The organism is Delftia sp. GW456-R20 (assembly GCF_001622915.1).
Taxonomy (GTDB): domain Bacteria; phylum Pseudomonadota; class Gammaproteobacteria; order Burkholderiales; family Burkholderiaceae_C; genus Comamonas; species Comamonas acidovorans.
In genome coordinates, this window is the sequence record NZ_LWCN01000004.1 from 4,137,941 (window position 1) to 4,160,897 (window position 22,957).

Annotated in this window: 21 protein-coding genes; 9 read left to right on the forward strand and 12 right to left on the reverse strand. The window is 64.8% G+C overall.

What is annotated here, in order from left to right:
* Position 1: 1 nt before the first annotated feature.
* From A4F85_RS23825 to A4F85_RS23840, 4 genes are all read right to left on the reverse strand, one after another.
* Positions 2–736, reverse strand: a complete 735-nt coding sequence (locus A4F85_RS23825; protein ID WP_082848253.1) for a DUF4194 domain-containing protein — start codon at positions 734–736, stop codon at positions 2–4.
* The gene (locus A4F85_RS23830) at positions 736–2,232 is read right to left on the reverse strand and encodes a DUF3375 family protein (protein WP_063327876.1); all 1,497 of its coding nucleotides are present in this window, start codon (positions 2,230–2,232) and stop codon (positions 736–738) included. The genes A4F85_RS23825 and A4F85_RS23830 overlap by 1 nt, the downstream gene beginning before the upstream one ends.
* Positions 2,233–2,368: 136 nt before the next feature.
* Positions 2,369–2,875 carry a MaoC family dehydratase gene (locus A4F85_RS23835; protein WP_063327877.1) on the reverse strand — a complete coding sequence of 169 codons (507 nt, stop codon included), beginning with the start codon at positions 2,873–2,875 and terminating at the stop codon, positions 2,369–2,371.
* 11 nt (positions 2,876–2,886) lie between these two features.
* Entirely contained in the window at positions 2,887–3,858 is a 972-nt protein-coding gene (locus tag A4F85_RS23840) for a tripartite tricarboxylate transporter substrate binding protein (protein WP_013799931.1), read from the reverse strand.
* Between the two features lie 126 nt (positions 3,859–3,984).
* Here A4F85_RS23840 and A4F85_RS23845 point away from each other — a divergent pair, with 126 nt between their 5' ends.
* Together A4F85_RS23845 and A4F85_RS23850 are read left to right on the forward strand one after the other, a co-directional pair.
* The gene (locus A4F85_RS23845; protein WP_063327878.1) at positions 3,985–4,905 is read left to right on the forward strand and encodes a LysR family transcriptional regulator; all 921 of its coding nucleotides are present in this window, start codon (positions 3,985–3,987) and stop codon (positions 4,903–4,905) included.
* A gap of 133 nt (positions 4,906–5,038) precedes the next feature.
* On the forward strand, positions 5,039–6,163 hold the full coding sequence (locus tag A4F85_RS23850; protein WP_063327879.1) for a CaiB/BaiF CoA transferase family protein: 1,125 nt from the start codon (positions 5,039–5,041) through the stop codon (positions 6,161–6,163).
* Between the two features lie 119 nt (positions 6,164–6,282).
* Here A4F85_RS23850 and A4F85_RS23855 read toward each other — a convergent pair whose 3' ends face one another.
* From A4F85_RS23855 to A4F85_RS23875, 5 genes are read right to left on the reverse strand one after another with little or no spacing between them, the layout of a single operon-like run.
* Positions 6,283–7,260 (reverse strand): biotin-dependent carboxyltransferase family protein, encoded by a 978-nt coding sequence (locus A4F85_RS23855; RefSeq protein WP_063327880.1) that lies wholly within the window; start codon positions 7,258–7,260, stop codon positions 6,283–6,285.
* Complete coding sequence (locus A4F85_RS23860; protein WP_047217519.1) at positions 7,250–8,161, reverse strand: 5-oxoprolinase subunit B family protein; 912 nt, start codon at positions 8,159–8,161, stop codon at positions 7,250–7,252. The genes A4F85_RS23855 and A4F85_RS23860 overlap by 11 nt, the downstream gene beginning before the upstream one ends.
* Positions 8,158–9,555, reverse strand: coding sequence for an acetyl-CoA carboxylase biotin carboxylase subunit (locus A4F85_RS23865; protein WP_063327881.1), 1,398 nt, complete (start codon positions 9,553–9,555; stop codon positions 8,158–8,160). The genes A4F85_RS23860 and A4F85_RS23865 overlap by 4 nt, the downstream gene beginning before the upstream one ends.
* Positions 9,556–9,565: 10 nt before the next feature.
* Positions 9,566–9,814 carry an acetyl-CoA carboxylase gene (locus A4F85_RS23870; RefSeq protein WP_012201946.1) on the reverse strand — a complete coding sequence of 83 codons (249 nt, stop codon included), beginning with the start codon at positions 9,812–9,814 and terminating at the stop codon, positions 9,566–9,568.
* Positions 9,815–9,867: 53 nt separating this feature from the next.
* Positions 9,868–10,656, reverse strand: coding sequence for a 5-oxoprolinase subunit PxpA (locus A4F85_RS23875; RefSeq protein WP_063327882.1), 789 nt, complete (start codon positions 10,654–10,656; stop codon positions 9,868–9,870).
* Between the two features lie 239 nt (positions 10,657–10,895).
* On the opposite strand from A4F85_RS23875, the gene A4F85_RS23880 reads away from it, so the two are divergent.
* Positions 10,896–11,825: a LysR family transcriptional regulator gene (locus A4F85_RS23880; RefSeq protein WP_012201944.1), complete on the forward strand. Its 930-nt coding sequence runs from the start codon at positions 10,896–10,898 to the stop codon at positions 11,823–11,825.
* A gap of 324 nt (positions 11,826–12,149) precedes the next feature.
* On the opposite strand, the gene gyrB is transcribed toward A4F85_RS23880, so the two are convergent.
* The 3 genes from gyrB to dnaA all read right to left on the reverse strand — a co-directional run bounded on the left by gyrB (position 12,150) and on the right by dnaA (position 17,578).
* Positions 12,150–14,729, reverse strand: a complete 2,580-nt coding sequence (gyrB, locus tag A4F85_RS23885) for a DNA topoisomerase (ATP-hydrolyzing) subunit B (protein ID WP_012201943.1) — start codon at positions 14,727–14,729, stop codon at positions 12,150–12,152.
* Between the two features lie 202 nt (positions 14,730–14,931).
* Positions 14,932–16,050 carry a DNA polymerase III subunit beta gene (gene dnaN / locus A4F85_RS23890; RefSeq protein WP_012201942.1) on the reverse strand — a complete coding sequence of 373 codons (1,119 nt, stop codon included), beginning with the start codon at positions 16,048–16,050 and terminating at the stop codon, positions 14,932–14,934.
* Between the two features lie 121 nt (positions 16,051–16,171).
* Positions 16,172–17,578 (reverse strand): chromosomal replication initiator protein DnaA, encoded by a 1,407-nt coding sequence (gene dnaA / locus A4F85_RS23895; protein WP_012201941.1) that lies wholly within the window; start codon positions 17,576–17,578, stop codon positions 16,172–16,174.
* A gap of 414 nt (positions 17,579–17,992) precedes the next feature.
* Between dnaA and rpmH the strand changes: the two genes are divergently transcribed.
* The 6 genes from rpmH to A4F85_RS23925 all read left to right on the forward strand — a co-directional run bounded on the left by rpmH (position 17,993) and on the right by A4F85_RS23925 (position 22,909).
* Positions 17,993–18,127, forward strand: a complete 135-nt coding sequence (gene rpmH / locus A4F85_RS23900; protein WP_012207856.1) for a 50S ribosomal protein L34 — start codon at positions 17,993–17,995, stop codon at positions 18,125–18,127.
* Positions 18,128–18,185: 58 nt separating this feature from the next.
* A complete protein-coding gene (locus A4F85_RS23905; protein ID WP_063327883.1) occupies positions 18,186–18,695 on the forward strand; it encodes a ribonuclease P protein component in 510 nt (169 codons plus the stop codon).
* Positions 18,692–18,982: a membrane protein insertion efficiency factor YidD gene (gene yidD / locus A4F85_RS23910; protein WP_012207854.1), complete on the forward strand. Its 291-nt coding sequence runs from the start codon at positions 18,692–18,694 to the stop codon at positions 18,980–18,982. The genes A4F85_RS23905 and yidD overlap by 4 nt, the downstream gene beginning before the upstream one ends.
* Complete coding sequence (gene yidC / locus A4F85_RS23915) at positions 18,979–20,691, forward strand: membrane protein insertase YidC (RefSeq protein ID WP_013804811.1); 1,713 nt, start codon at positions 18,979–18,981, stop codon at positions 20,689–20,691. The genes yidD and yidC overlap by 4 nt, the downstream gene beginning before the upstream one ends.
* 98 nt (positions 20,692–20,789) lie before the next feature.
* A complete protein-coding gene (gene mnmE / locus A4F85_RS23920; protein WP_063327884.1) occupies positions 20,790–22,211 on the forward strand; it encodes a tRNA uridine-5-carboxymethylaminomethyl(34) synthesis GTPase MnmE in 1,422 nt (473 codons plus the stop codon).
* A 218-nt stretch (positions 22,212–22,429) separates the two neighbouring features.
* On the forward strand, positions 22,430–22,909 hold the full coding sequence (locus A4F85_RS23925) for a Crp/Fnr family transcriptional regulator (RefSeq protein WP_012207851.1): 480 nt from the start codon (positions 22,430–22,432) through the stop codon (positions 22,907–22,909).
* The last annotated feature ends 48 nt before the right edge of the window (positions 22,910–22,957 follow it).

Sequence of the window (22,957 nt, forward strand, 5' to 3'; positions counted from 1 at the left end):
TTCATTCCTCCTGGTCGGTTTCAGCGTTTGCAGCGCTTGCATTCGCCAGTTCCCGCAAGCGCTGCAAGAGCGCTTGCAGGTTCTGCGGATTGGCAAGGTGCACGATCATCGGCCGGATGGTCAGCTTGTCCTGCGCATCGATTTCCGACACCACGCCATGCGCCCGCAGGTTCTCCAGCAGGTTGACCAGGCGCTTGCGTTCCTGCATGTCACTGCCGGTGTTGCCCAGGTAGATTTCGAGCTGGGGCAACAATTGCTCCAGACCGATCTGCACCCGCACCCCGATGCCACCTTCCTGCTCGCGCTGCAGGAACTCCCGCCGAAGTATGGCCAGCAGCAGCGATTGATCCAGTGTCAGCCTCTGGCGCCGCACCAGCGGGTGCGACCAGTCATCTTCCTCGGCGTCGTCGGGCTGGTAGCCGGCCGGAATGACCACGAAGGCCAGGCCGCGCACATCATCGACTCGCACCTGCAGATCCAGCGGCTCCAAAAGTGCATTGACGCGCGTCATGTCGCTGGTGATCTGGCGAAACAGGTGAGGCTTGCTGCCTTGCTCCAGCAGCCCGGCCTTGAGCAATTCCTGCATGGCGCGGCGCAGTGCAGGTGGCGTCGCGTGCGTATCGCTTTCCGGCTCGACTGCTGGCGCATTGGCGTCGGTTGACAGGGCTGACGCTTCCGCCGTTGGGGCGCTGGCCCATTGGTCGAAGATGTCGTTGGCAAGGTTGTCGTGAGGCATTACAGCTCCCAATCAATTTGCTGGAGCAGGTCGGCATCCAGTGCTACGCGCGGGGCGCTGAACTGCCACGGCTGGCCTTGGTCTTCGGTGGTGATGTATTCGGTGGCATCGTCCAGCTGAATACCAGCCTCGCGCGCCATGGCCAGCCAAAGTGTGAGGGTCTCCAGATCGTGCTCGCCCGGTGGCAGCGCCCGGGCCAGGTCTGACAGGGTCAGCGGCTCTCCCCTATGCACCAGCACTTGCAGGGTCCGCTGCACAAGGGCCTGGCGGTCCAGTCCCTCGAAAGCCTGCCAGAACTCGTCTTCGATCTGATCCAAGTCGGCGTATTGCGTGGTCAACAGCAGCTCGGAATTTTCGTCGCCTTCCAGTGATTTGACGCGCAGCCGCTCGATCAGGGGAAGACCACCCAGTGCCAGGCCCAGTGGCGGCAGCGGTGCGGGCAGACGCCGCATGGCCTGGCGCCGCCAGTCGATCTGCAAGGCCTGCTGCAGCACATCGTTGAGCAACTGGCCCACGCGCTGGTTCTCTGCCGCCTGGCCGGTTTTGAGGAACTGGCTGACCTCGCGCTCGCTGCGTGCGCGCACTGCCTGAACGACCTTGGCCTCCTTGAGCAATTGCTGCACCAGAAGGCGCAGCGCACTGTGCTGCAAATCATCCAGCGCCTGCGGGGCGGCGCCGTGCTCCAGGATCCGCAGAATGCGGGTGCGCATCTCGGCCAGTTCACTGCGGTTGGCCAGTTGCTGGTGAAAGCTGTCGAAAACCCGGCCTTCCTGCGTATTCAGCAGACTGGCATGGCCATCCAGCAATTGGTCCATCACGGCGCCGCGATGGTATTGCGCGCTGATGATGGCCTGGCGCAGCGTGCGATCGGCCTCGCGCCAGGAATCCTCGACCCGGCGGAAATCTGCCTGCAGGCTGGTAGCCAGCGCATAGATTTCGCGGATGCCTTCTATGGCCTGCTCATCGGTCAAACGGTGGACCCGGCCCGCTTGCACATCCTGCAGTTGCTGTTGCAGATCATCAATGCGGCGCTGCAGGTGCTCGGCGCGGCTTTGCGGATTGGGGTCCAGCGCCGACGCAAGGTTGTCGATTTCCCGCTGCACCACCGCCAGGCGCGAAGCGGTGGAAGTCATCATGCGGCGATCGAGCTGCGCCACGAATCGCAGTGCGGCCTTGAGGGCATCGGTTTCAAAGATCCGGCCTTCCCGTTCCACCACCAGAGAGCGGCGGATCCATTCGCGCAGTTCGCGCCGCGACTGCGCGCCGATGTCGGCGGTGTCGATCTCGAAATCTGGCTGATTGGCATGGGCTGCCAGCATGTCTGCCAGCGCCTGCACCGCTTGATCGAAAGGCACGCCGTCGCGCTGGTGCTCGAACAGAGCATCCAGGCAACTGAGCATCAGTGGCGCGCGCCGCGAAGCCAGCAACAGCCAGGCTGGATGCTGCTGGCGTGCATGGATGTATTTCTGTGTGCGCTGCTGATTGAGGCTGGCCATGTATTCAACGATGGAATGCGGTACGGCCCCGTTTCCTTGTGAGGACTTCCTGCACCAATGGGGCAACCGATGCGGATTGACACCATAAATGATAGGACGCGCATTTCCGCAGGATCGCTGAAAAACCAGACAAGGGTCAATCGTTGAATGGCAAAGGCACTGCCGCTGGTACTTGCGGCAGCTGCGGCCGTTTCCTCAACAGGTATTTCTGAAACCCATCCGACACCCGCTCATCGCGCTGGTTCAGCACCTCGGTGGCCAGGGTCAGCACGCCCGTGGTGTTGCCGGGCTTGAGCTCGGACACCGTCAGCGTGCAGTACAGCGTGTCGCCCACATAGACGGGGGCCAGGAAGCGGCTGCCCTGCTCCAGAAAGCCCTTGAGCGATTCCTCGACCATGTGCGGGAACAGGCCGGCGCCTGCCGCTGTCTGTATGGCCACCTGGTAGCCGTGGGCCAGCATATGGGGCATGCCGCGCGCACGGCAGTACTCCACGTCGTAGTGCACGGGATGGTTGTCGCCGCTGGCCAGCTGGAAGGCGGCGAACAGGGCATCGGTCATGGTGCGCGAGGGCAGGGCGAAGACCTCGCCCAGCGCGAAGTCTTCAAAGTAGCGCTGGGCGCACAGGGATGGGTGGCGTGGCATGGCGACTCTCCTCAGTTTGCGCTCATGTGGGCGGCCCGGGCGACCTTGCCCCATTTGTCCAGCTCCTGCTTGAGGAAGGCGGCCAGCGCCTGGGGGCGCGGCTGCTTTTCCAGCACCAGGCCCATGTCGTAGGCCTTTTTCTGCAGCCCGGCATCGTCCACCGTGGCCTGCAGGCTGGACTGCAGGCGGGCAATCAGCGCTGGCGGCGTGCCTGCGGGGGCGAACACGGCGTTCCAGGTATAGGCCTCGTAGCCGGGCACCTGCTCGGCAATGGCAGGCGTGTCGGGCGTCTGCGGCAGGCGCTGGGCCATGGTGGTGGCCAGCAGGCGCACCGTGCCCGCCTTGACCTGGGCCAGGCCCGTGGGCGCGCTGTCCAGCATGAAGGCCAGGTGCCCGCCGATGAGGTCCTGTATGGCCGGCGCGCTGCCCCGGTAGGGCACATGCTGGGCCCGGGTGCCCGCCATCAGGTTCAGCAGCTCCGCACCCAGATGCGGAGCGCTGCCCACGCCCGCCGAGGCATAGTTGACCTGGCCGGGCCGCGCCCGCAGATAGGCCAGGAAATCCGGCAGGCTCTGCACGGGCAGCCGCTTGTCCACCACCAGCACCAGCGGCGCCCTGGCGAGTAGTCCCACAGGCGCGAAGTCTTCCTCCGTGCGGTAGCCCAGCTTGTCGTGGATGTAGGGATTGACGGCATGCGCCACCGTGGTCAGCAGCAGGGTGTAGCCGTCAGGGGCTGCCTTGGCCACCGCCTCCGTGCCCACCAGGGTGCCGGCACCCGTGCGGTTCTCGATCACCACGGGCGTGCCCAGCTTCTGGCTCCAGACATCGGCCATGGCGCGGCCAAAGGTGTCGGTGGGGCCGCCTGCCGCGTAGGGAATCACCAGCTTGATGGGGCGCGCCGGATAGTCCTGCGCTGCGACCGCGCCGGCGGCCAGAAGCAGGGCAGTGAGAAGGGTTTGGCGTCTTGCCGTCTTGAAGTCCATAATTTTCTCCGTTGTCTCCTGGCGCCGACTATAGAAATGGGCTGCCAATGCAGCCAGTCGAATCATTGATAGGGCGGTTAGAAACCGTCTAACACCAAGGAAATGCTCCCGGCGGGCATGCAACGGATGCGATATGAATTGACGGATCTCAGGGTTTTCCTTGCCATTGCCCAGGCCAAAAGCCTCAGCGCAGGCGCGGCTGAAATGCATTTGACGGCGCCATCTGCCAGCTACCGGCTCAAGAATCTGGAGCAGGCCATGGGTGCATCGCTGTTTGAAAGAACGTCCAAAGGCATGGTGCTCACTCCGGCCGGCATGACGGTCAAGAAATACGCCGATTCCATTTTCGGCAGCGTGGACCGCTTGCACGGAGAAATGCAAAGACACATCAACGGAATATCGGGACATATCCGCGTCTTTGCCAACAGCAGCACGCTGACGGGAATCGCGCCCGTGCTCAGCCGCTATCTGGCCCATTATCCGAACGTCAATGTGGACCTGGAGGAGCGCCTGAGCGAAGACACGGTGCGCGCCGTGCTCGACGGCAGTGCCGATGTGGGCCTGGTGGCCGGCCAGATCGATCTGCATGGCCTGCATGCCATCACCTATGGCCACGATGAACTGGTGTTTGTGGTGCCCGCTGGCCACCCCTTGGCCGCCAGCAGCAGGGTGCCGCTGGAAACCGCGCTGACCTACGACCTGGTCTCGATCGGCCGCAAGACCAGCAACTTCCTCTACCTCCAAGGCATGGCCTCCAGGCTGGGTATGAATCCCAGGGTACGTGTGCACGCACCAACATTTGAGGCCGTGCTGCAGTGCGTGCAGGAAGGCGTGGGCATTGCGCTGGTGCCACGCTCCATTGCCCGTCCGGCGCTGGAGGCGCGCCAGCTGGCTGCCGTGGGTCTGGACGAGGCCTGGGCGCAGCGCGAGCAGAAGGTGGTCACGCGCGAGCCCGAAACCCTGCCCGCCTATGCCCGCGATTTCGTGGCCTATGTGGCGACCCAGCCTTTGCCTGAGGAAGGCACCGTGCAGGAATCCCTGCCTTAGAAGATTTGAAATTCCGCTTAGAAAATGCCGACTGGCTGGGTGATGGTCGCACTTCTAGAATGCGGCGAATCGAATATTCGCCTCGTTCAAGAAAATGCAGACACGCCCATTGGATGGTTTGACGGTATTGGCCATGGAACACGCCGTGGCAGGGCCTTTTGCCAGCCGGCAGCTGGCGGACCTGGGGGCCAGGGTCATCAAGCTGGAGCGATTGCCCGATGGGGATTTTGCACGGGGCTATGACGACAAGGTCCATGGTGAATCATCCTTTTTTGTCTGGGCCAATCGGGGAAAGCAAAGCCTGGCCGCAGATATCAAGACCGCCGAAGGGCAGCATATCGTCGGGAAAATACTGGAAAACGCCGATATCCTGATCCAGAACCTGGCCCCGGGTGCCATGCAGAGAATGGGCATGGATTTCGACAGCCTGCATGAGAAATATCCGCGTCTCATCGTCTGCGATATATCGGGCTATGGCGAGGGCGGCCCGCTCAGCGACAAAAAGGCCTATGACCTGCTGATCCAGGCGGCAGCCGGCCTGATCTCGGTCACGGGCACGCCTGATCAGCCCGCACGCGTGGGCATTTCCATCGCCGACATCGCGGCCGGCATGTATGCCTACTCGGGCATTTTGTCCGCCCTGCTGCAGCGCGCACGCACCGGCCGGGGCCTGCGCGTGGAGGTTTCCATGCTGGAGGCGCTGGCCGAATGGATGTCCTACCCGCTGAACTTCGCCCACTACGGCGGTACGGCGCCTGCGCGCAGCGGGCTGACCCATCCTTCCATCGCGCCCTATGGCCAGTACACGGCCGGTGATGGCCAGAGCCTGATCTTCGGCCTGCAGAACGACCGCGAATGGCACAGCTTCTGCACCCATGTGCTGCAGCAGCCCGCGCTGGCGCAGGACGCGCGCTTTGCCACCAACCTGCAGCGCGTGACGCACCGCAAGGAACTCGATGCGGTGATCGCATCGGTGCTGGCCCACCTGAGCCGCGAACAGGCCATGCAGCGCCTGGATGCAGGCGGCATCGCCAACGCGCCGCTCAACGACATGCACGCGGTCTGGAACCATCCGCAATTGCAGGCGCGTGAACGCTGGCGCGAGGTGGCCACGCCCACCGGCAGCATCCAGGCCCTGCTGCCCCCGGCCACGCTATCGGATGCCGAAGCCGCCATGGGCGCCGTGCCCGCGCTGGGCGAGCATACGCAGGCGCTGTGGGAGGAGTTTGGCGGGCAGGCTCGAGGCCGGCAAGAGTGATGCCCGATGGGTCCAGGCGGGCGATGGTGGTTGAACTCCGGCACCCATTCCAGAGTGGCGAACTCGACCGCTTCCTTGGTTGTCATCGGCTCTCTTGAGAGGGACGAAAACGGTCGCGCTCAGGCCGCGAGCGCTGCGCGCAAGCGCTCGATGCTTCGCCGCCGCTCGGCGCGTGCTTCGAGCGCCTGCGCCATATCGACTTCGACAAAGCGTGCCTTGTGGTTTGGCTGCATCTGGGCGATGAGATCCATGTCGGCGCTGATGACGGTGCCCACCATCGCGTAGCCGCCGCCCGAGACCGCATCACGGTGCAGGATGATCGGTTCGCGTCCGCCCGGCACCTGGATGGAACCGTATGGGTAGCCCGCATCGACGATGTTCGACGGGTCGTCGCCCGCGCCGAATGGCGGCGTGCGCTCGTGGAACTTCAGCGGCGTGCCGTTCTTGTAGCGGTAGCCGATGCGGTCGGCCTCTGAACCGACGGTCCAGGTGTCGGCAAAGAAGCTTTGCACCGACACCTCCTGCAGTCGGTGGAAGTAGATGCCCGGCAGCACACGCAGGACCACTTCCTTGTCGAGCACCGGCAGCAACGCGGCCTGCACCGTGCGACCCGCGCGGGCGGTGGCGGACGGTACTCCCACGGGCAGTCTGTCGCCGGCCAGCAGCTTGCGTCCGTTGAAGCCGCCGAATGCGCCAAGGCCGTAGGTCGAGCGGCTGCCCAGCACCACCGGCACGTCGATGCCGCCGGCCACGGCGATGCACATGCGCGCGCCGAGCTTCATGAAGTCGAAGCCGAGCCTGTCGCCGGCCTGCACCGCGAATGCGGTATTGCGTGGCACCTCATTGCCGTTGAGCTTGATCTTCGCGTCGGCGCCGGTCACGGCCACCAGCGCGGGCGCGTCGAACTGCAGCTCGGGCCCGAGCAGCGTGCTTTCGATGACGGCCGCACCTTCGTCGTTGCCGACCAGCAGGTTTGCGAGCACCAGGCTTTGCTGGTCGAGCGCACCCGACAGCGGAATGCCCAGGTGGTAGTAGCCGGGGCGGCCGGCGTCCTGCACGCTGGTCGCGAGGCCGGGCTTGAGCACTTCAATCGCCATGGAGCACTTTCAGGAGCTGTTGGTTGTAGCCGCCCGGGTCGGCCAGGAAATCGTTGAGTGAGAACGACACTGGTGCGATGCGCAGCGCGTAGGTGCCGGCCTCGACCTGCGCGATCTGGCGGTCGTACTCGGCGCGGTCAATGGGCTTGTACTTGACGATGTCGCCGGGCTGGAAGAACACCATCAGCTCCTTCAGGTAGGACAGCCGTTGCGCCGGGTCGAAGATGGGCGCGGGCGTGACACCGAACATCTGGTAGCCGCCCGCACCACGCACCGAGTAGATGCAGCTGAAGCAACCGCCGTGGCCCAGCGTGAGCCTGGGCGTGTCGGTGCGCGGGCTCAGGTACTTGGGCACCTGGATCTGGCGCTGGCGCTCGACCATCTGGAACAGAAAGGGCAGGCCGGCCACGAAGCCGACCATCGACACGAACCAGGGCGCCGATGAGTGCGCCTCGATGAAGGCCTCGACCGAGACGTGGCCGTTGATGCGCGCCGCGTACTCGATGTCGGTGCCCGACGGGTCCTGGTGCCGCTCGCGAAAGCGCATCAGCGTCTCGTGCGTCCACGGGTCGTTGTAGAGCACGGGAATCTCGACGATGCGCGTCTGCATCTGCAGGTCGGCATCGCCCAGGCCCGCTTCGATGTCTTTGAGCATGGCGAGCAGTGCGTCGGGCGCGATCGCATCGGGATCGAAGCGCACGAGGTAGGCGGCGTTGGCGGGACAGATCTCGGTCACGCCCGTGATCTCGCCCGCCTGTGCGCGGCGGCGCAGCTCGTTGCAGATGGCCATGCCTTTGAAGAAGGCGGGCAGCGACATCTCCTCGCTGATCTCGACGAACAGGTGCTCGTCGCCGCCGAAGCTGTAGCGGGCCTGGGCGGGGAGGGTGCTGGCAGCGGTCATGCGGTCACCTTCGCAAGTGGAGCGGGTGCGTCGGCCAACGGATTCACCGCCAGCCAGGTTTCGAGAAAGCCCGTGTGGAATGCGGCCTGCGCCACGCCCGCGTCCTCGCACAGTGCGCGGTGCAGCGGGATCGTGGTGTGGATGCCTTCGACTTGCAGCTCGTCGAGCGCGCGCCGCATGCGGGCCAGCGCACCGGCGCGATCGGTGTCGTGCACGATCAGCTTGCCCAGCAGCGAGTCGTAGTACGCCGGCACGGTGCAGCCGGGGAACAGCATGGTGTCGAAGCGCACGCCGGGGCCGCCCGGCACCACGAGCTGCGACACGAGGCCCGGGCTCGGCATGAAGTTCTTCGCGGCGTTCTCGGCGTTGATGCGCACCTCGATGGCCGCGCCGGTCAGCCGGATGTCTTCCTGCTGCAGGCGCAGCGGCTGGCCCAGCGCGATGCGCAGCATCTCCTTCACGAGGTCGATGCCGGTGATCATCTCGGTGACGGGGTGCTCGACCTGGATGCGCGTGTTCATCTCGATGAAGAAGAACTCGCGCGTGTCGTCGTCGTACAGGTATTCGAGCGTGCCCGCGCCGCGGTAGGCCACGGCATGGGCCAGCCGCAGCGCCGATTCGCACAGCGCTGCGCGCGTGGCCTCGCTGATGGCGGCCGAGGGCGCTTCTTCCCACACTTTCTGGCGGCGTCGCTGCAGCGAGCATTCGCGCTCGAAGCAGTGAACCACGCGCTGGCCGTCGCCCAGGATCTGCACCTCGATGTGGCGCGCCTGGCGGATGAAGCGTTCGAGGTACACCTCGCCGTTGCCGAAAGCGGCCTGCGCTTCCGCCGTGGCGGTGGCGAACTGCTGGCGCAGCTCGGCTTCGTCATGCGCCACGCGAATGCCGCGCCCGCCCCCGCCGGCCGAGGCCTTGATCATGATGGGGTAGCCGATGCCCTTTGCCAGCGCGACGGCGGTGTCGGCGTCTGTCACCACGCCCACGCTGCCGGGCACGGTGGGCACGCCGGCCTTCATGGCCGCGGCGCGCGCGGCGGCCTTGTCGCCCATGGTGCGGATCGCGTGCGGTGTCGGGCCGACGAACACCAGGCCCGCGGCCTCGATGCGCTCGGCGAACGCGGCGTTTTCCGACAGGAAACCGTAGCCCGGATGCACGGCGCCGGCGCCGCTGTCGGCTGCCGCTTCAAGAATGGCGTCCACGCTCAGATAGCTCCTGGTGGCATGCGCCGGGCCAATGCGCACGGCTTCGTCGGCCATGCGCACCGCGAGGCTTTGCGCGTCAGCGTCGCTGTAGACGGCGACGGTCTTGAGGCCCAGTTCCTTCGCGGCGCGGATGATGCGCACCGCGATCTCGCCGCGGTTGGCGATGAGCAGTTTGTCGAATGCGGCGGTCATGGTCCGGGCCTCACGCCGTTTCGATGACGGCCAGCGCTTGGCCAGGATCGACGGGTTCGCCGTTCTCCACGGCAAAGCCCCGCAGCCGTCCTGCCACGTCGGCCGTGACTTCGCTGAACTGCTTCATCACCTCGACCAGGCCGATCACATCGCCCACGGCCACGGTGTCGCCTTCGGCCTTGAATGGCGGCGCGTCAGGCGCCGAACGTCGGTAGAAGGTGCCCGGCAGCGGGCTGAGGACTTCATGGGTAGCGGGCATCGATGCACTCCTGGAAAGCGGGAACAGGAACGAAAGCGGGAAGAACGGAAAACTCAAGGCCGCGCCGGCGCAGCCGCACCGGCAAAACCTGCAACTTCGATGCCGTGCTCGGCCAGTGCGCGGCGCGTGGCCTGCACGAGCGCCAGCGCGCCAGGTGTATCGCTGTGGATGCACACCGAGTCGAAGCCGATCGCCAGGTCCTGGCCTTCGACCGTGCGCACCACGCCTTCGGTGCAGGCGCGCAGCACCTTGGCGGCCACGGCCTCGGGGTCGAGCGCGCCGACGCGGCGGGTGAAGACGATGGAGCCGCTCAGGTCGTAGTCGCGGTCGGCATAGAACTCGCGCGCCACGGGCTGGCCCAATTCGCACGCCACCTGGAAGGTGACGGACGATTCCATGCAGAACAGGCGCAGCGTCGGTTCGATCTGCTGCAGGGCCGTGACGAGTGCGCGCGACAGCGCCTCGTCGCGCGCCGCATGCATGTAGAGCGCGCCGTGCGGCTTGATGTGCTGCAGCGTCATGCCGGCCAGCCGCGCGAATTCGCGCAGCGCGCCGAGCTGGTAGACCATGTCGTTCACCAGCTCGTCGGCCGGTGCATTGATATGGCGGCGCCCGAAGCCCACGAGGTCGCGAAAGCCCGGGTGCGCGCCGATGCCCACGCCGTTTTCCCGGGCCAACAACACCGTCTTGCGCATGATGTTCGGATCACCCGCATGAAAGCCTGTGGCGATATTGGCCGAGCTGATCAACGGCATCAATTCCTGGTCCACACCATCGCCGATGGCCCATGGACCGAAGCTTTCGCCCATGTCGGAGTTCAGATCAATCAGCGTCTTCTTCACGTTTTTGCCTTGTGTTGTTGGCACGGCCAGATGGCAGCAATGCGGGACAAGGTGAAGATTAGTCAGCTGAAAATCGGCTGAAAAGCATTATTTACAGGCGATGCGATATCTGAAAAACAGATACGCCAACTGCCTGCAATGAACGCTACCCTGCAGATCGGTGAATCCTCGGTATCGGATTTGCGCGCGCTGGCATGTAATTTTTGAGAGATAAGTAAATACCCCAGGAAGACCGCACCATGTCTCTGACCCTTCGCCAGCTCAAATACTTCACGGCGGTGGCCGAAGTGGGGCGCATCTCACATGCGGCATTGCAACTCAACATCTCGCAATCGGCGGTGACCACGGCAGTCCGGGAGCTGGAGGAAATGCTGGGGCAGCAGCTGTTTGAGCGACAGCCTCATGGCGTGGAGCTGACCCGGGCTGGACGGCGGTTTCTGAGCCATGCCTATGCCGTGCTCTCGGCTGCCGACGAGGCGATCCGCATGCCGCATGAGGGAGTGAATGTCGAGGGGACGCTGACCATTGCCGCCACCTACACGGTGCTCGGCTACTTCTTGCCCCACCACCTTCAGCGTTTCGAGCAATTGCATCCGCAGATCAAGGTCAAGGTGCACGAGGTAGTGCGTGAAGCCATTGAGGAGGGGCTGATCACGCAGCAATACGACATGGGAGTACTGCTCACCTCCAATGTGGTGCTGCGAGAGCTGTCGCTCGAGACATTCTTTGGCTCGCAACGCCGACTGTGGGTGCCGGCCAAGCATGCGCTGCTCGAAAAAGCGGAAGTCACGTTGGCCGATGTGGCTGCCGAGCCCTACATCCTGCTCACCGTGGACGAGGCTGCGGGCACTGCAATGAAATATTGGAGCAAGACGCCGTACCAACCTCAGATCAGGCTGCGCACGAGCTCTGTAGAAGCGGTGCGCAGCACCGTGGCGAATGGCCTTGGCGTGACCGTTCTCTCGGATATGGTTTATCGACCTTGGTCGCTGGAGGGAAAGCGCATTGAAACCATCAGTCTGCGCGACGCCGTGCCAACGATGAACATCGGGCTTGGGTGGAAGCAAGGCATCGAATTTTCCCCAGCGATGACGGCGTTTCGCGATTACTTTCGGCAGTTGTTTCTCGAGCCGGTCGTGCATCAAGGCAGAAGAAGGCCCGGCGGTTGATGTCGTTGTTTGGACATGCCCTTTTCTGCATTCAGCAAAACGGCTTGCTCCGAATTTCTCGCGCATGCGAATGCATCAATTGAGGCATCACTTCATGGCCCGGGTGAAGAATGCCGGCGATTCTTGAATCATCGACATTCTCTTTCAGCCGTTGTTTTGCACGCTTGATCTGGCGATGCGCTGGTGCCCGGGTATCAGTGGCATGCTGATCCCGGGCTTTGCGTTGCTCTTGGCGCCATGCTGTGCAATCCAATGCCGCACTGCAGGGTCAACAGCTCGATGGCGACGTCGAAGGTTTTACGAGATTGATGAAAACCTGCGCGATCACACGTCGATATTGCCCGCCCGCAGCGCATTCGTCTCGATGAATTCCCGGCGTGGCTCCACTTCATCGCCCATGAGCATGGTGAACACGCGGTCGGCCTCGATGGCGTCGCCGATCTGCACCTGCAGCAGGCTGCGCACGGTGGGGTCCATGGTGGTTTCCCACAGCTGCTCGGGGTTCATTTCGCCCAGGCCCTTGTAGCGCTGGCGGGCCGTGGTGCGTTCGGCTTCGTGCAGCAGCCATTGCATGGCCTGGCGGAAGTCGCCGGCCTTGTCGCTCTTGGCCTTTTCGCCCTCGCCACGCGTGACCTTGGCGCCTTCGCCCAGCAGGCCGTTGAAGTTCTGGGCTTCGTCGGCCAGCGCGGCGTAGTCGTGGCTGCGCACGAACTCCTGGGTGAGGATGGAGCTCTTGATGTTGCCGTGGTGGTGGCGGCTGATGCGCAGCACGGGCTTTTCGGAGACCGGGTCGATTTCGGCCGTGACCTCGGCGGGCACGCCCGTGGTGGTCAACTCGCGCAGCTTGGCCTCCAGGATGGGGGCGCAGGCCTGGGCCGCCTCAATGCTGTCCAGCGTGATCTGCACGCCGTCGGCGATGGCGCGCAGGGCCTCGGCATCCATGAAGTTGGACAGGCGGTCGATGACGGTCTCGGCGGCCAGGTGCATGTTGGCCAGCTTGGCCAGTTCCTCGCCGTCCAGCGTGCGCGGGTTGGCACCGCCGGTGCTGACGCTGGCGTTCATCAGCGCGATGCGCAGCAGGTACTGGTTGAGCGCGGGGCCGTCCTTGATGTACAGCTCTTCCTTGCCGTTCTTGACCTTGTACAGCGGCGGCTGGGCGATGTAGATGTGGCCGCGCTCGACCAGGTCCGGCATCTGGCGGTAGAAGAAGGTCAGCAGCAGGGTGCGGATGTGGGCGCCGTCCACGTCCGCGTCGGTCATGATGATGATGCGGTGGTAGCGCAGCTTGTTGGGGTCGAAGTCGTCGCTGCCGCTCTTGCCCGATTCGGCCGTGGCCTTGCCGATGCCGGTGCCCAGGGCCGTGATCAGGGTGACGATTTCGTTGCTGGTCAGCAGTTTTTCGTAGCGGGCCTTTTCCACGTTCAGGATCTTGCCGCGCAGCGGCAGGATGGCCTGGAACTTGCGGTCGCGACCTTGCTTGGCGGAGCCGCCGGCGGAGTCCCCCTCGACGATGTAGATCTCGCACAGCGCCGGGTCCTTTTCCTGGCAGTCGGCCAGCTTGCCGGGCAGGCCCATGCCGTCGAGCACGCCCTTGCGGCGCGTCATCTCGCGGGCCTTGCGCGCGGCCTCGCGGGCACGCGCGGCATCGACGATCTTGCTGCACAGGATCTTGGCGTCGTTGGGCTTTTCTTCCAGGTAGTCGGTCAGCGCCTTGGCGACGATGTCCTCCACGGGCGCGCGCACTTCGCTGGAGACCAGCTTGTCCTTGGTCTGGCTGCTGAACTTGGGTTCGGGCACCTTCACGGACAGCACGCAGCACAGGCCTTCGCGCATGTCGTCGCCGCTGACCTCGACCTTGGCCTTCTTGGCCAGTTCGTTCTGCTCGATGTACTTGCCGATCACGCGCGTCATGGCGGCGCGCAGGCCCGTCAGGTGGGTGCCGCCGTCGCGTTGCGGGATGTTGTTGGTGAAGCACAGCACCTGTTCGGCATAGCTGTCGTTCCACTGCATGGCGACTTCGACGCCGATCTCGGTGCCGGGGATGCCGCCGTAGCTTTCCGCAGGACGCGTGCCGTTGGCGTGGAAGGCCGTGGGATGCAGCACCTTCTTGTTGGCGTTGATGAACTGCACGAAGCCCATGACGCCGCCAGCGCCGGAGAAGTCGTCCTCGCGGCCGTCGCGCTCGTCCTTGAGGCGGATGCGCACGCCGTTGTTCAGGAAGGACAGTTCGCGCAGGCGCTTGGCCAGGATCTCGTAGCGGAACTCATGGTTCTGCGTGAAGATTTCCGTGTCGGGCAGGAAGTGGACCTTGGTGCCGCGCTTGTCGCTCTTGCCGACCACGCGCATGGGCGAGACCTCGACGCCGTCCACGATCTCGATCGGGCGGTTCTGCACGTGGCCGCGCGAGAAGTCGATTTCGTAGACCTCGCCGTCGCGGCGCACGTTGAGCTTGAGCCAGATGGACAGCGCGTTCACGCAGGACACGCCCACGCCGTGCAGGCCGCCCGAGACCTTGTAGCTGTTCTGGTTGAACTTGCCGCCCGCGTGCAGTTCGGTGAGGGCGATCTCGGCCGCCGAGCGCTTGGGCTCGTGCTTGTCGTCCATCTTCACGCGCGTGGGGATGCCGCGGCCGTTGTCGATGACGGACAGGGAGCCATCGGCATGGATGGTAACCAGGATGTCGTCGCAGTAGCCGGCCAGGGCTTCGTCGATGGAGTTGTCCACCACTTCGAAGACCAGGTGGTGCAGGCCCGTGCCATCGGAGGTATCGCCGATGTACATGCCGGGGCGCTTGCGCACGGCCTCCAGGCCTTCGAGGATCTGGATCGCGCCTTCGCCATAGCCGCTGGAGTCTGAGCCTTCGGGGGCAATGGTCTGGTTTTCTGGCTTGTTCTCGTCGGTCATGGAAGGCCCTGGGGTAGTTCCGTCGGAAGCTGTCGCTTCGCTTGAAAATGTTCGATTCGGCCGCTGGCGCGGTGCGTAGGGACGCGCGCTGCGGGCTACGAGTCGGGTAGGGTGGTTGCGCTCCGTGCACCGGCTTGTGCCACCGGGCGGCGGGTGCAGGGGCTGCGCAATGTGTCAGGCATCGGTGTCGTGTGGCGCGCGGTCAGATGCGCATGGGCATCACGACGTACTTGAAGCTGTCGTTCTCGGGGATGGTCAGCAGGGCCGAGCTGTTGCCGTCCTGTAGGTCGATCCTGATCATGTCCTGGCTCATGTTGGACAGGGCGTCGATCAGGTAGGTGACGTTGAAGCCGATCTCGATGGTGTCGCCACCGTAGTCGATGTCCAGCTCGTCCATGGCCTCTTCCTGCTCGGCGTTGTTGGACGCCACGCGCAAGGTGCCGGGCTCCACCGTCAGGCGCACGCCCTTGAACTTGTCGCTGGTCATGATGGCCGTGCGCTGCAGGCTGGCCAGCAGCGGGGCGCGGCCCAGGGTCACGCTGTTGGTGTGGTTGCGCGGGATGACACGGTTGTAGTCGGGGAACTTGCCCTCGACCAGCTTGGTCACGAACTCCATGCCGCCAAAGGTGAACTTGGCCTGGTTGTTGGCGAACTGCATCTCGATGTGGGGCTGGTTCTCGCCGCCGGCATCCGACAGCAGGCGCTGCAGCTCCAGCACGGTCTTGCGCGGCAGGATCACTTCCTGCTTGGGCACTTCCACGTCCAGCTGGCTGCTTGCGAACGCCAGGCGGTGGCCGTCGGTGGCCACCAGGGACAGCTGCTTGCCCTCGGCCACGAACAGGATGCCGTTGAGGTAGTAGCGGATGTCCTGCACGGCCATGGCGAAGGAGACCTGGCCCAGCAGGTCCTTGAGCACCTTCTGCGGCACGCTGAAGGAAGGGCCGAAGGCCGCAGCTTCCTGCACCAGCGGGAAGTCCTCGGCCGGCAGGGTCTGCAGCGTGAAGCGGCTCTTGCCGCCCTTGAGCACCATCTTGGCCTGCTGGGTCTCCAGGCTCACGGTCTGGTCGCCGGGCATGGTCTTGAGGATGTCGATCAGCTTGCGCGCGCCCACGGTGGTGGTGAAGTCGCCGGTGTCGCCGCCGAGCTCGGCGGTGGTGCGGATCTGGATTTCCAGGTCGCTGGTGGTCAGCTGCAATGCGTTGCCGGTCTTCTTGATCAGCACGTTGGCCAGGATGGGCAGCGTGTGGCGGCGTTCGACGATGCCGGACACCGATTGCAGGACCGCGAGAACTTTGTCTTGTGTGGCTTTCAGGACGATCATGTCAACCTCTGATTTAAGGATGCGGGTCTCGGTAGGAGCGGCGGCTCACAAATGAGCCCCCTCTTGCCGCTCGAATCCCCCATTTTGCCGCGTACATACGACCAGAATGGGGGAGTTTTCATCAACCTTTGAGAGTTTGCTCCAGCACGTGCAGCTGCTGGTTCAGCTCGGTCAGTTGCTGGCGTTCGCCGGCGATCTTGCGCACCGCGTGCAGCACGGTGGTGTGGTCGCGCCCGCCGAACAGCTCGCCGATCTCGGGCAGGCTCTTCTGGGTCAATTCCTTGGCCAGGTACATGGCAATCTGGCGCGGCCGGGCGATGCTGGCCGGGCGCTTCTTGCTGTACATGTCGGCCACCTTGATCTTGTAGTAATCGGCCACCGTCTTCTGGATGTTCTCCACACTGATCTGGCGGTTCTGGATGGACAGCAGATCACGCAGGGCCTCGCGGGCCAGCTGGATGGAGACTTCCTTCTGGTTGAAGCGCGAATAGGCCAGGATCTTGCGCAGCGCGCCTTCGAGCTCGCGCACGTTGGAGCGCACGTTCTTGGCCACGAAGAAGGCGACTTCCTCGGGCATCTCGGCGTTCTCGGCGCGGGCCTTGTTGATCAGGATGGCCACGCGCATCTCCAGCTCGGGCGGCTCGATGGCCACCGTCAGCCCGGAGTCGAAGCGCGATACCAGCCGCTCGTGGATGTTCGCCAGACCCTTGGGATAGGTGTCCGAGGTCATCACGATGTGGCTCTTCTTGGCCAGCAGCGCCTCGAAGGCGTTGAAGAACTCCTCCTGCGTGCGGTCCTTGTTGGCGAAGAACTGCACGTCGTCGATCAGCAGCAGATCCAGCGAGTGGTAACGCTCCTTGAATTCGTCAAAGGTGCGGCGCTGGTAGGCCTTGACCACATCCGAGACGAACTGCTCGGCATGGATGTAGAGAACTTTGGCGTCGGGCTTGTCGGCCAGCAGCTTGTTGCCCACGGCATGCACCAGGTGGGTCTTGCCCAGGCCCACGCCGCCGTAGATGAACAGCGGGTTGTACAGGTGTCCGGGAGAGCCCGCCACATGCATGGCGGCCGAGCGTGCCATGCGGTTGGCCGTACCTTCCACCAGGGTCTCGAAGGTCAGCGCGGCGTTCAGGCGCGTGCGAAAGACGGGCGCTGCCGCGTCTTCGCTGGTGACCGTGGGCACCGAGGTGACGATGGTTTCCGGCGGGGCCGAGCGCTCGCTGGAGGAGGGGCGGACGTAAGTCCGCACAACGCTTTCCCGCTGAGCAAGTGCCAACTCAAGCGTCACCGGCTGGCCATAGAGCGACTCCAGCATGGCCGAGATGCGGCCTGCATATTGGGCGCGGATCCAGTCGAGCTTGAAGCGGTTGGCCACGTAGACGGTGACTTTGGAGAAGTCTTCGGCGACGTGCGCGGTCAGGGGCTTGATCCAGGTGTTGAACTGCTGTTCGGGCATTTCCTGCCCCAGTTGCTCAACGCAGACTTGCCACAGGCCCTGGCCTGCATCGTTCGTAGGTTCCTCTGTCATTGTCGAAGTCTAGTTGTGGATAGGAGGAACTGTTGCGAGGCTGCCATTGTAGCTTTTGCGGAAGTTATCCACAAAATATCAGGAGCTTGTCCTCCGCCTTGTCGCAAAATGGGCAGGCATCCTTCGGGTTCGAAGGGCATTGCATCAAGTGGACAACGCTGTGATAATCGCGGGTTTCCCTGAATGTGTTCAGGGTGATATGTCCCGCCCGTCTGCATCGGGTCTGCATGCTGCCGCTGGCGGCCTTGGGCGAAACCTCTCGGGGTTGCTCCTTGGGCTGCACATGGCAAGTGCATCGTGCAGATTTTTGGCAGGTGGCCTGGCGGTTTGCCTTTGTGGCGGCTGCTGGCTGCACTGCGTGTAGCGTGCCGGATACGGGACCGGTGCAAAACTGAACCTTCTCTAGGAACCAACATGAAACGTACTTACCAACCCTCCAAGACCCGTCGCGCCCGCACCCACGGCTTTCTGGTCCGCATGAAGACCAAGGGCGGCCGCGCCGTGATCAACGCTCGCCGCGCCAAGGGCCGCAAGCGTCTGGCCGTCTAAGGCCAGCCATTGCTGGGCGGTTTGCTCGCTGCACTGAACCCCTGAACGGGGTGCTGGCATGCAACGGCTGAAAACACGTCCGCAGTTTCAGGCCGCCATGGCTGCCGGTACGGTATCGCGTACCGCGCATTTCGCCCTGCACCGTCTCGTTCTGACGGAGCAGGGCGGCGCCATGGCGCCACCGACAGGGCCCGGGTCGCAAGACCCGCAGGCCCTGTTCGGCGTTGGCGCCGCGCGCCAGGATGCCTGGCTGGGCGCCATGGTGCCCAAGCGCTGGGCGCGCCGCTCGGTGACGCGACACACCATCAAGCGGCAGATCTATGCCGTGGGCAGCGAGCATGAGACGCTGATGCTCCAAGGCGCCCATGTGGTGCGGCTGCGCTCGGGCTTTGACCGGCGCCAGTTCGTGAGCGCCACTTCTGATGTGCTCCGGCAGGCCGTGCGCGCCGAGCTGCAGCAGTTGTTCGCCTATGCGGCGAAACGCCTGTCGCAGCCTGCGCCCGAGCTGCCGCAGCCCGCACAGGAACGCGCCGCAGCCGCTGGCGAGAGCATCGGGGTTGCGCCATGATGCAGCGGCTGCTGATGGCGCTGGTGCGCGGCTATCGGCTGATGCTCAGTCCCTGGCTGGGCTCGGCCTGCCGCTTCACGCCCACCTGCTCGGCCTATTCCCTTGAAGCGTTGGAGCAACACGGCGCTGCGGTAGGCTCCTACCTGACGCTGCGCCGCCTGGCGCGCTGTCATCCGTGGTGTGACGGGGGGCATGACCCTGTGCCAGAGCAAAAGCCCAGGCTGTTCACCAGCCTGACGGCTGCGCCCGAAAACACCCAACCTTCCTCACCTAAGAAGTCTTCATGAACGATATTCGCCGCACCATCCTGTGGGTGATATTTGGCTTTTCGCTGGTCTTGCTATGGGACAAATGGCAAGTGCACAGCGGCAAGAAGGCCACTTTCTTCCCCGCGCCTGCCGTCGCCACGGCCCCGGCACCTGAAACGGGCAAGGCGCCCGGCGATGCCAGCGTGCCCTCGGCGGCTGCTGCGGCAACGGCCGGTGCCGGCGAAGTGCCTGGCGGCGCTGCCGCCGCGCCCGAGGCAGCCCCGCGCCAGAACGTCACCATCAGCACCGACGTGCTGCGCCTGACCTTCGACAGCCAGGGCGGCACGCTGCGCCATGCCGAACTGCTCAAGTACGCGGATTCCGTGCACAAGGACAAGCCCGTGGTGCTGTTCGACGAGAGCGTGCACCGCGTGTACCTGGGCCAGTCGGGCCTGATCGGCGGCGGTTTCCCCACGCACAAGACGACCATGACCGCGCTGCCCGGCGCGCGCGAGCTCAAGGACGGCGAAGACCAGATGGAACTGCGCTTCGAGTCGCCCGACATGGGTGGCGTGAAGCTGGTCAAGATCTGGACGCTCAAGCGCGGCGCCTACGACATCGGCGTGCGCCATGAAGTGGTGAACACCGGCACGGCGGCCGTGAGCCCGCAGCTGTACCTGCAACTGGTGCGCGACGGCAACAAGCCCGAAGGCGAACAGTCCACCATGTACTCCACCTTCACGGGCCCGGCCGTCTACACCGACGAGAAGAAGTACCAGAAGGTCGAGTTCAAGGACATCGAGAGCGGCAAGGCCAGCGTCGAGAAGTCGTCCACGGGCGGCTACGTGGCCATGGTCCAGCATTACTTCGCCAGCGCCTGGCTGCTGGCCGAAGGCATCCAGCGCGACAACTTCCTGCGCAAGGTGGACAACAACCTCTACGCCGTCGGCATGATCACGCCGGTGGGCACCATCGAGCCTGGCCAGAGCAAGAGCGTGGAAGCGCGCCTGTTCGCCGGTCCCCAGATCGAAAAGCGCCTGGAATCGCTGGCGCCCGGGCTGGAGCTGGTCAAGGACTATGGCTGGCTGACCATCCTGGCCAAGCCGCTGTACTGGCTGCTGGACAAGCTGCACGGCTTCCTGGGCAACTGGGGCTGGTCCATCGTGGCCCTGGTGCTGCTGCTGAAGATCGCCTTCTACTGGCTCAATGCCAAGGCCTACTCCTCGATGGCCAAGATGAAGGCCATCAACCCGCGCATCATGGAAATGCGTGAGCGCCTCAAGGACAAGCCCCAGCAGATGCAGCAGGAGATGATGCGCATCTACCGCGAGGAAAAGGTCAACCCCATGGGCGGCTGCCTGCCCATCATCATCCAGATCCCGGTATTCATCGCGCTGTACTGGGTGCTGCTGTCCAGCGTGGAAATCCGCAACGCGCCCTGGATCGGCTGGATCACCGACCTGTCGGCCAAGGATCCTCTGTTCATCCTGCCCGTGCTGATGACCCTGTCCTCGCTGCTGCAGACCGCGCTGAACCCCGCTCCGCCGGATCCGATGCAGGCCAAGATGATGTGGATCATGCCCCTGGTCTTCAGCGTGATGTTCTTCTTCTTCCCGGCCGGCCTGGTGCTGTACTGGCTGACGAACAACATCCTGTCCATTGCCCAGCAGTGGATCATCAACACCCGCATGGGCGTGCCGCCGCAGTTCAACCTGCCCAAATTCGGCAAGTCCACGCCGGCCAAGTAAGCCTGCGAAGGCCCTTGCTCCAAAGCCCGCTTCGGCGGGCTTTTTCATGGGCGGCCTATCATCGGCGGCCTGAAATCCCTCCCAAGAAAGCTCCATCCATGCTGCCCCGCCACAACGACCCCATCGCCGCCATTGCCACCGCCCCGGGGCGGGGTGCCGTGGGCATCGTGCGTGTGTCCGGCAAGGGCGTGGCGCCGCTGGTGCGGGCGCTGTGCGGGCGCGACCTCAAGCCGCGCGAGGCCACCTATCTGCCGTTTCGCGATGCCCAGGGCGGCCCCATCGACCACGGCCTGGCCCTGTTCTTCCCGGCGCCGCACAGCTATACCGGCGAGGATGTGCTGGAGTTGCAGGCCCACGGCGGCCCCGTCGTTCTGCAACTGCTGCTGGCGCGCTGCCTGGAGGCTGCGCAAGCCTCTGGCGAAGACCGTCGCAGCGTGCTGCCGGGCCTGCGCCTGGCCCAGCCCGGTGAATTCACCGAGCGTGCCTTTCTCAACGACAAGATCGACCTGGCCCAGGCCGAGGCCATTGCCGACCTGATCGACGCCAGCACCGAGGCCGCCGCGCGCAGTGCGAGCCGTTCGCTGTCGGGCGCTTTTTCCGAGGAAATCCATGGCCTGCGCGACGCGCTGGTGCACCTGCGCATGCTGGTCGAGGCCACGCTGGACTTTCCCGAGGAAGAGATCGACTTCCTGCAAAAGGCCGATGCCAGCGGCCAGCTCGCGCGGCTGCGTGGCAAGCTGGACCAGGTGCTGTCGCGCGCCCACCAGGGTGCGCTGTTGCGCGAAGGCATCAAGGTCGTGATCGCGGGCCAGCCCAACGCGGGCAAGAGCTCGCTGCTCAACGCGCTGGCCGGTGCGGAGCTGGCCATCGTCACCCCGATTGCCGGCACCACGCGCGACAAGGTGCAGCAGACCATCCAGATCGAGGGCGTGCCCCTGCATGTGATCGACACGGCAGGCCTGCGCGAGAGCAGCGACGAGGTCGAGCGCATCGGCATCGCGCGCGCCTGGGACGAGATCGCTGCGGCCGATGCCGTGCTCTTCCTGCACGACCTCACACGCATGGGCGAGCCCGACTACCTCGCTGCCGATGCCGCCATTGCCGAAACCCTGGCCCAGAAGCTGCCGCGCCAGGTGCCCGTCATCGACGTCTGGAACAAGACCGATCGCGCGGAACCCGCCCAGATGCAGGCGCATGGCGGCCGTGAAGGCAGCGTGGCACTGTCGGCACGCACGGGCGATGGCCTGGATGCACTGCGCCGGCGCCTGCTGGACGTGGCCGGCTGGCAGTCGGCCCCAGAAGGCCTGTACCTGGCGCGCGCGCGCCATGTGGAGGCACTGCAGGCCGTGGCCGCCCACCTGCAGGAGGCCGAGCTGCAGCTGGCGGCCCAGGCCGCCCACCTGGACTTGCTGGCCGAGGAACTGCGCCTGGCCCAGGTCTCGCTGAACTCCATCACCGGGGAATTCAGCTCCGACGATCTGCTGGGCGTGATCTTTTCCAGCTTCTGCATCGGCAAGTGACCAGACTGCCGGATGGCCCCGACCCATTCGCACAGCCAGCAGAGTTGCTGCAATACTTATCTTTTGCTACAAAATTTGCCGCCGAAAACCCGCTTGTCGGCATTGGCGTGCCCGCTGCCGTCGCTTAGCATGCGGCGTGCCGCAGCGGCCCTCGTCGCTGCCTGCCGCCGGGCGCAGCCCTGGCGCGGGTGCGCGGCCCACTTCGAACCGGATCCGCCATGTCTTCTTCCTCCCACAATGATTTGCGGCCACTGGCCCAGGCCATGTCGTCGGCCGTGGCTGTCGATGGTGTGCAGAACGCGCTGACCTTGGAGCAATGGGATCTGCTGGCGCCCTACCTGGTGCCGGTCACGCTGGCGGCGGGCGAGCTGCTGTTTGCCGAAGGTTCGCTGGACCGCAATCTGTACTTCGTGGAGTCCGGCAGCCTCAGCGTGCACTACCAGGATGCGAAGGAGCGCATCCGCCTGGCCATCGTCGGCCCGGGTTCCATCCTGGGCGAGGGCGCCTTCTTCGCCCACCGTGCGCGCCATGCCACCGTGCAGGCGGCTGCGCCGGGACGGCTTTGGTGCCTGACGGCCATGCGCTTCGCCGAACTCAGCAATCGCCAGCCCGGTGTGGCGCTGGCCCTGGTCATGGCGGCCGGCCAGGTGCTTGCCCGCCGTGCGGTGGACAGCCGCCGCCGGGTGGCCAGTACCTGAAAGGCTCCCGGGCAGCACCTGGGGCGGGGCGCTCTGCGGGCGCGGGGC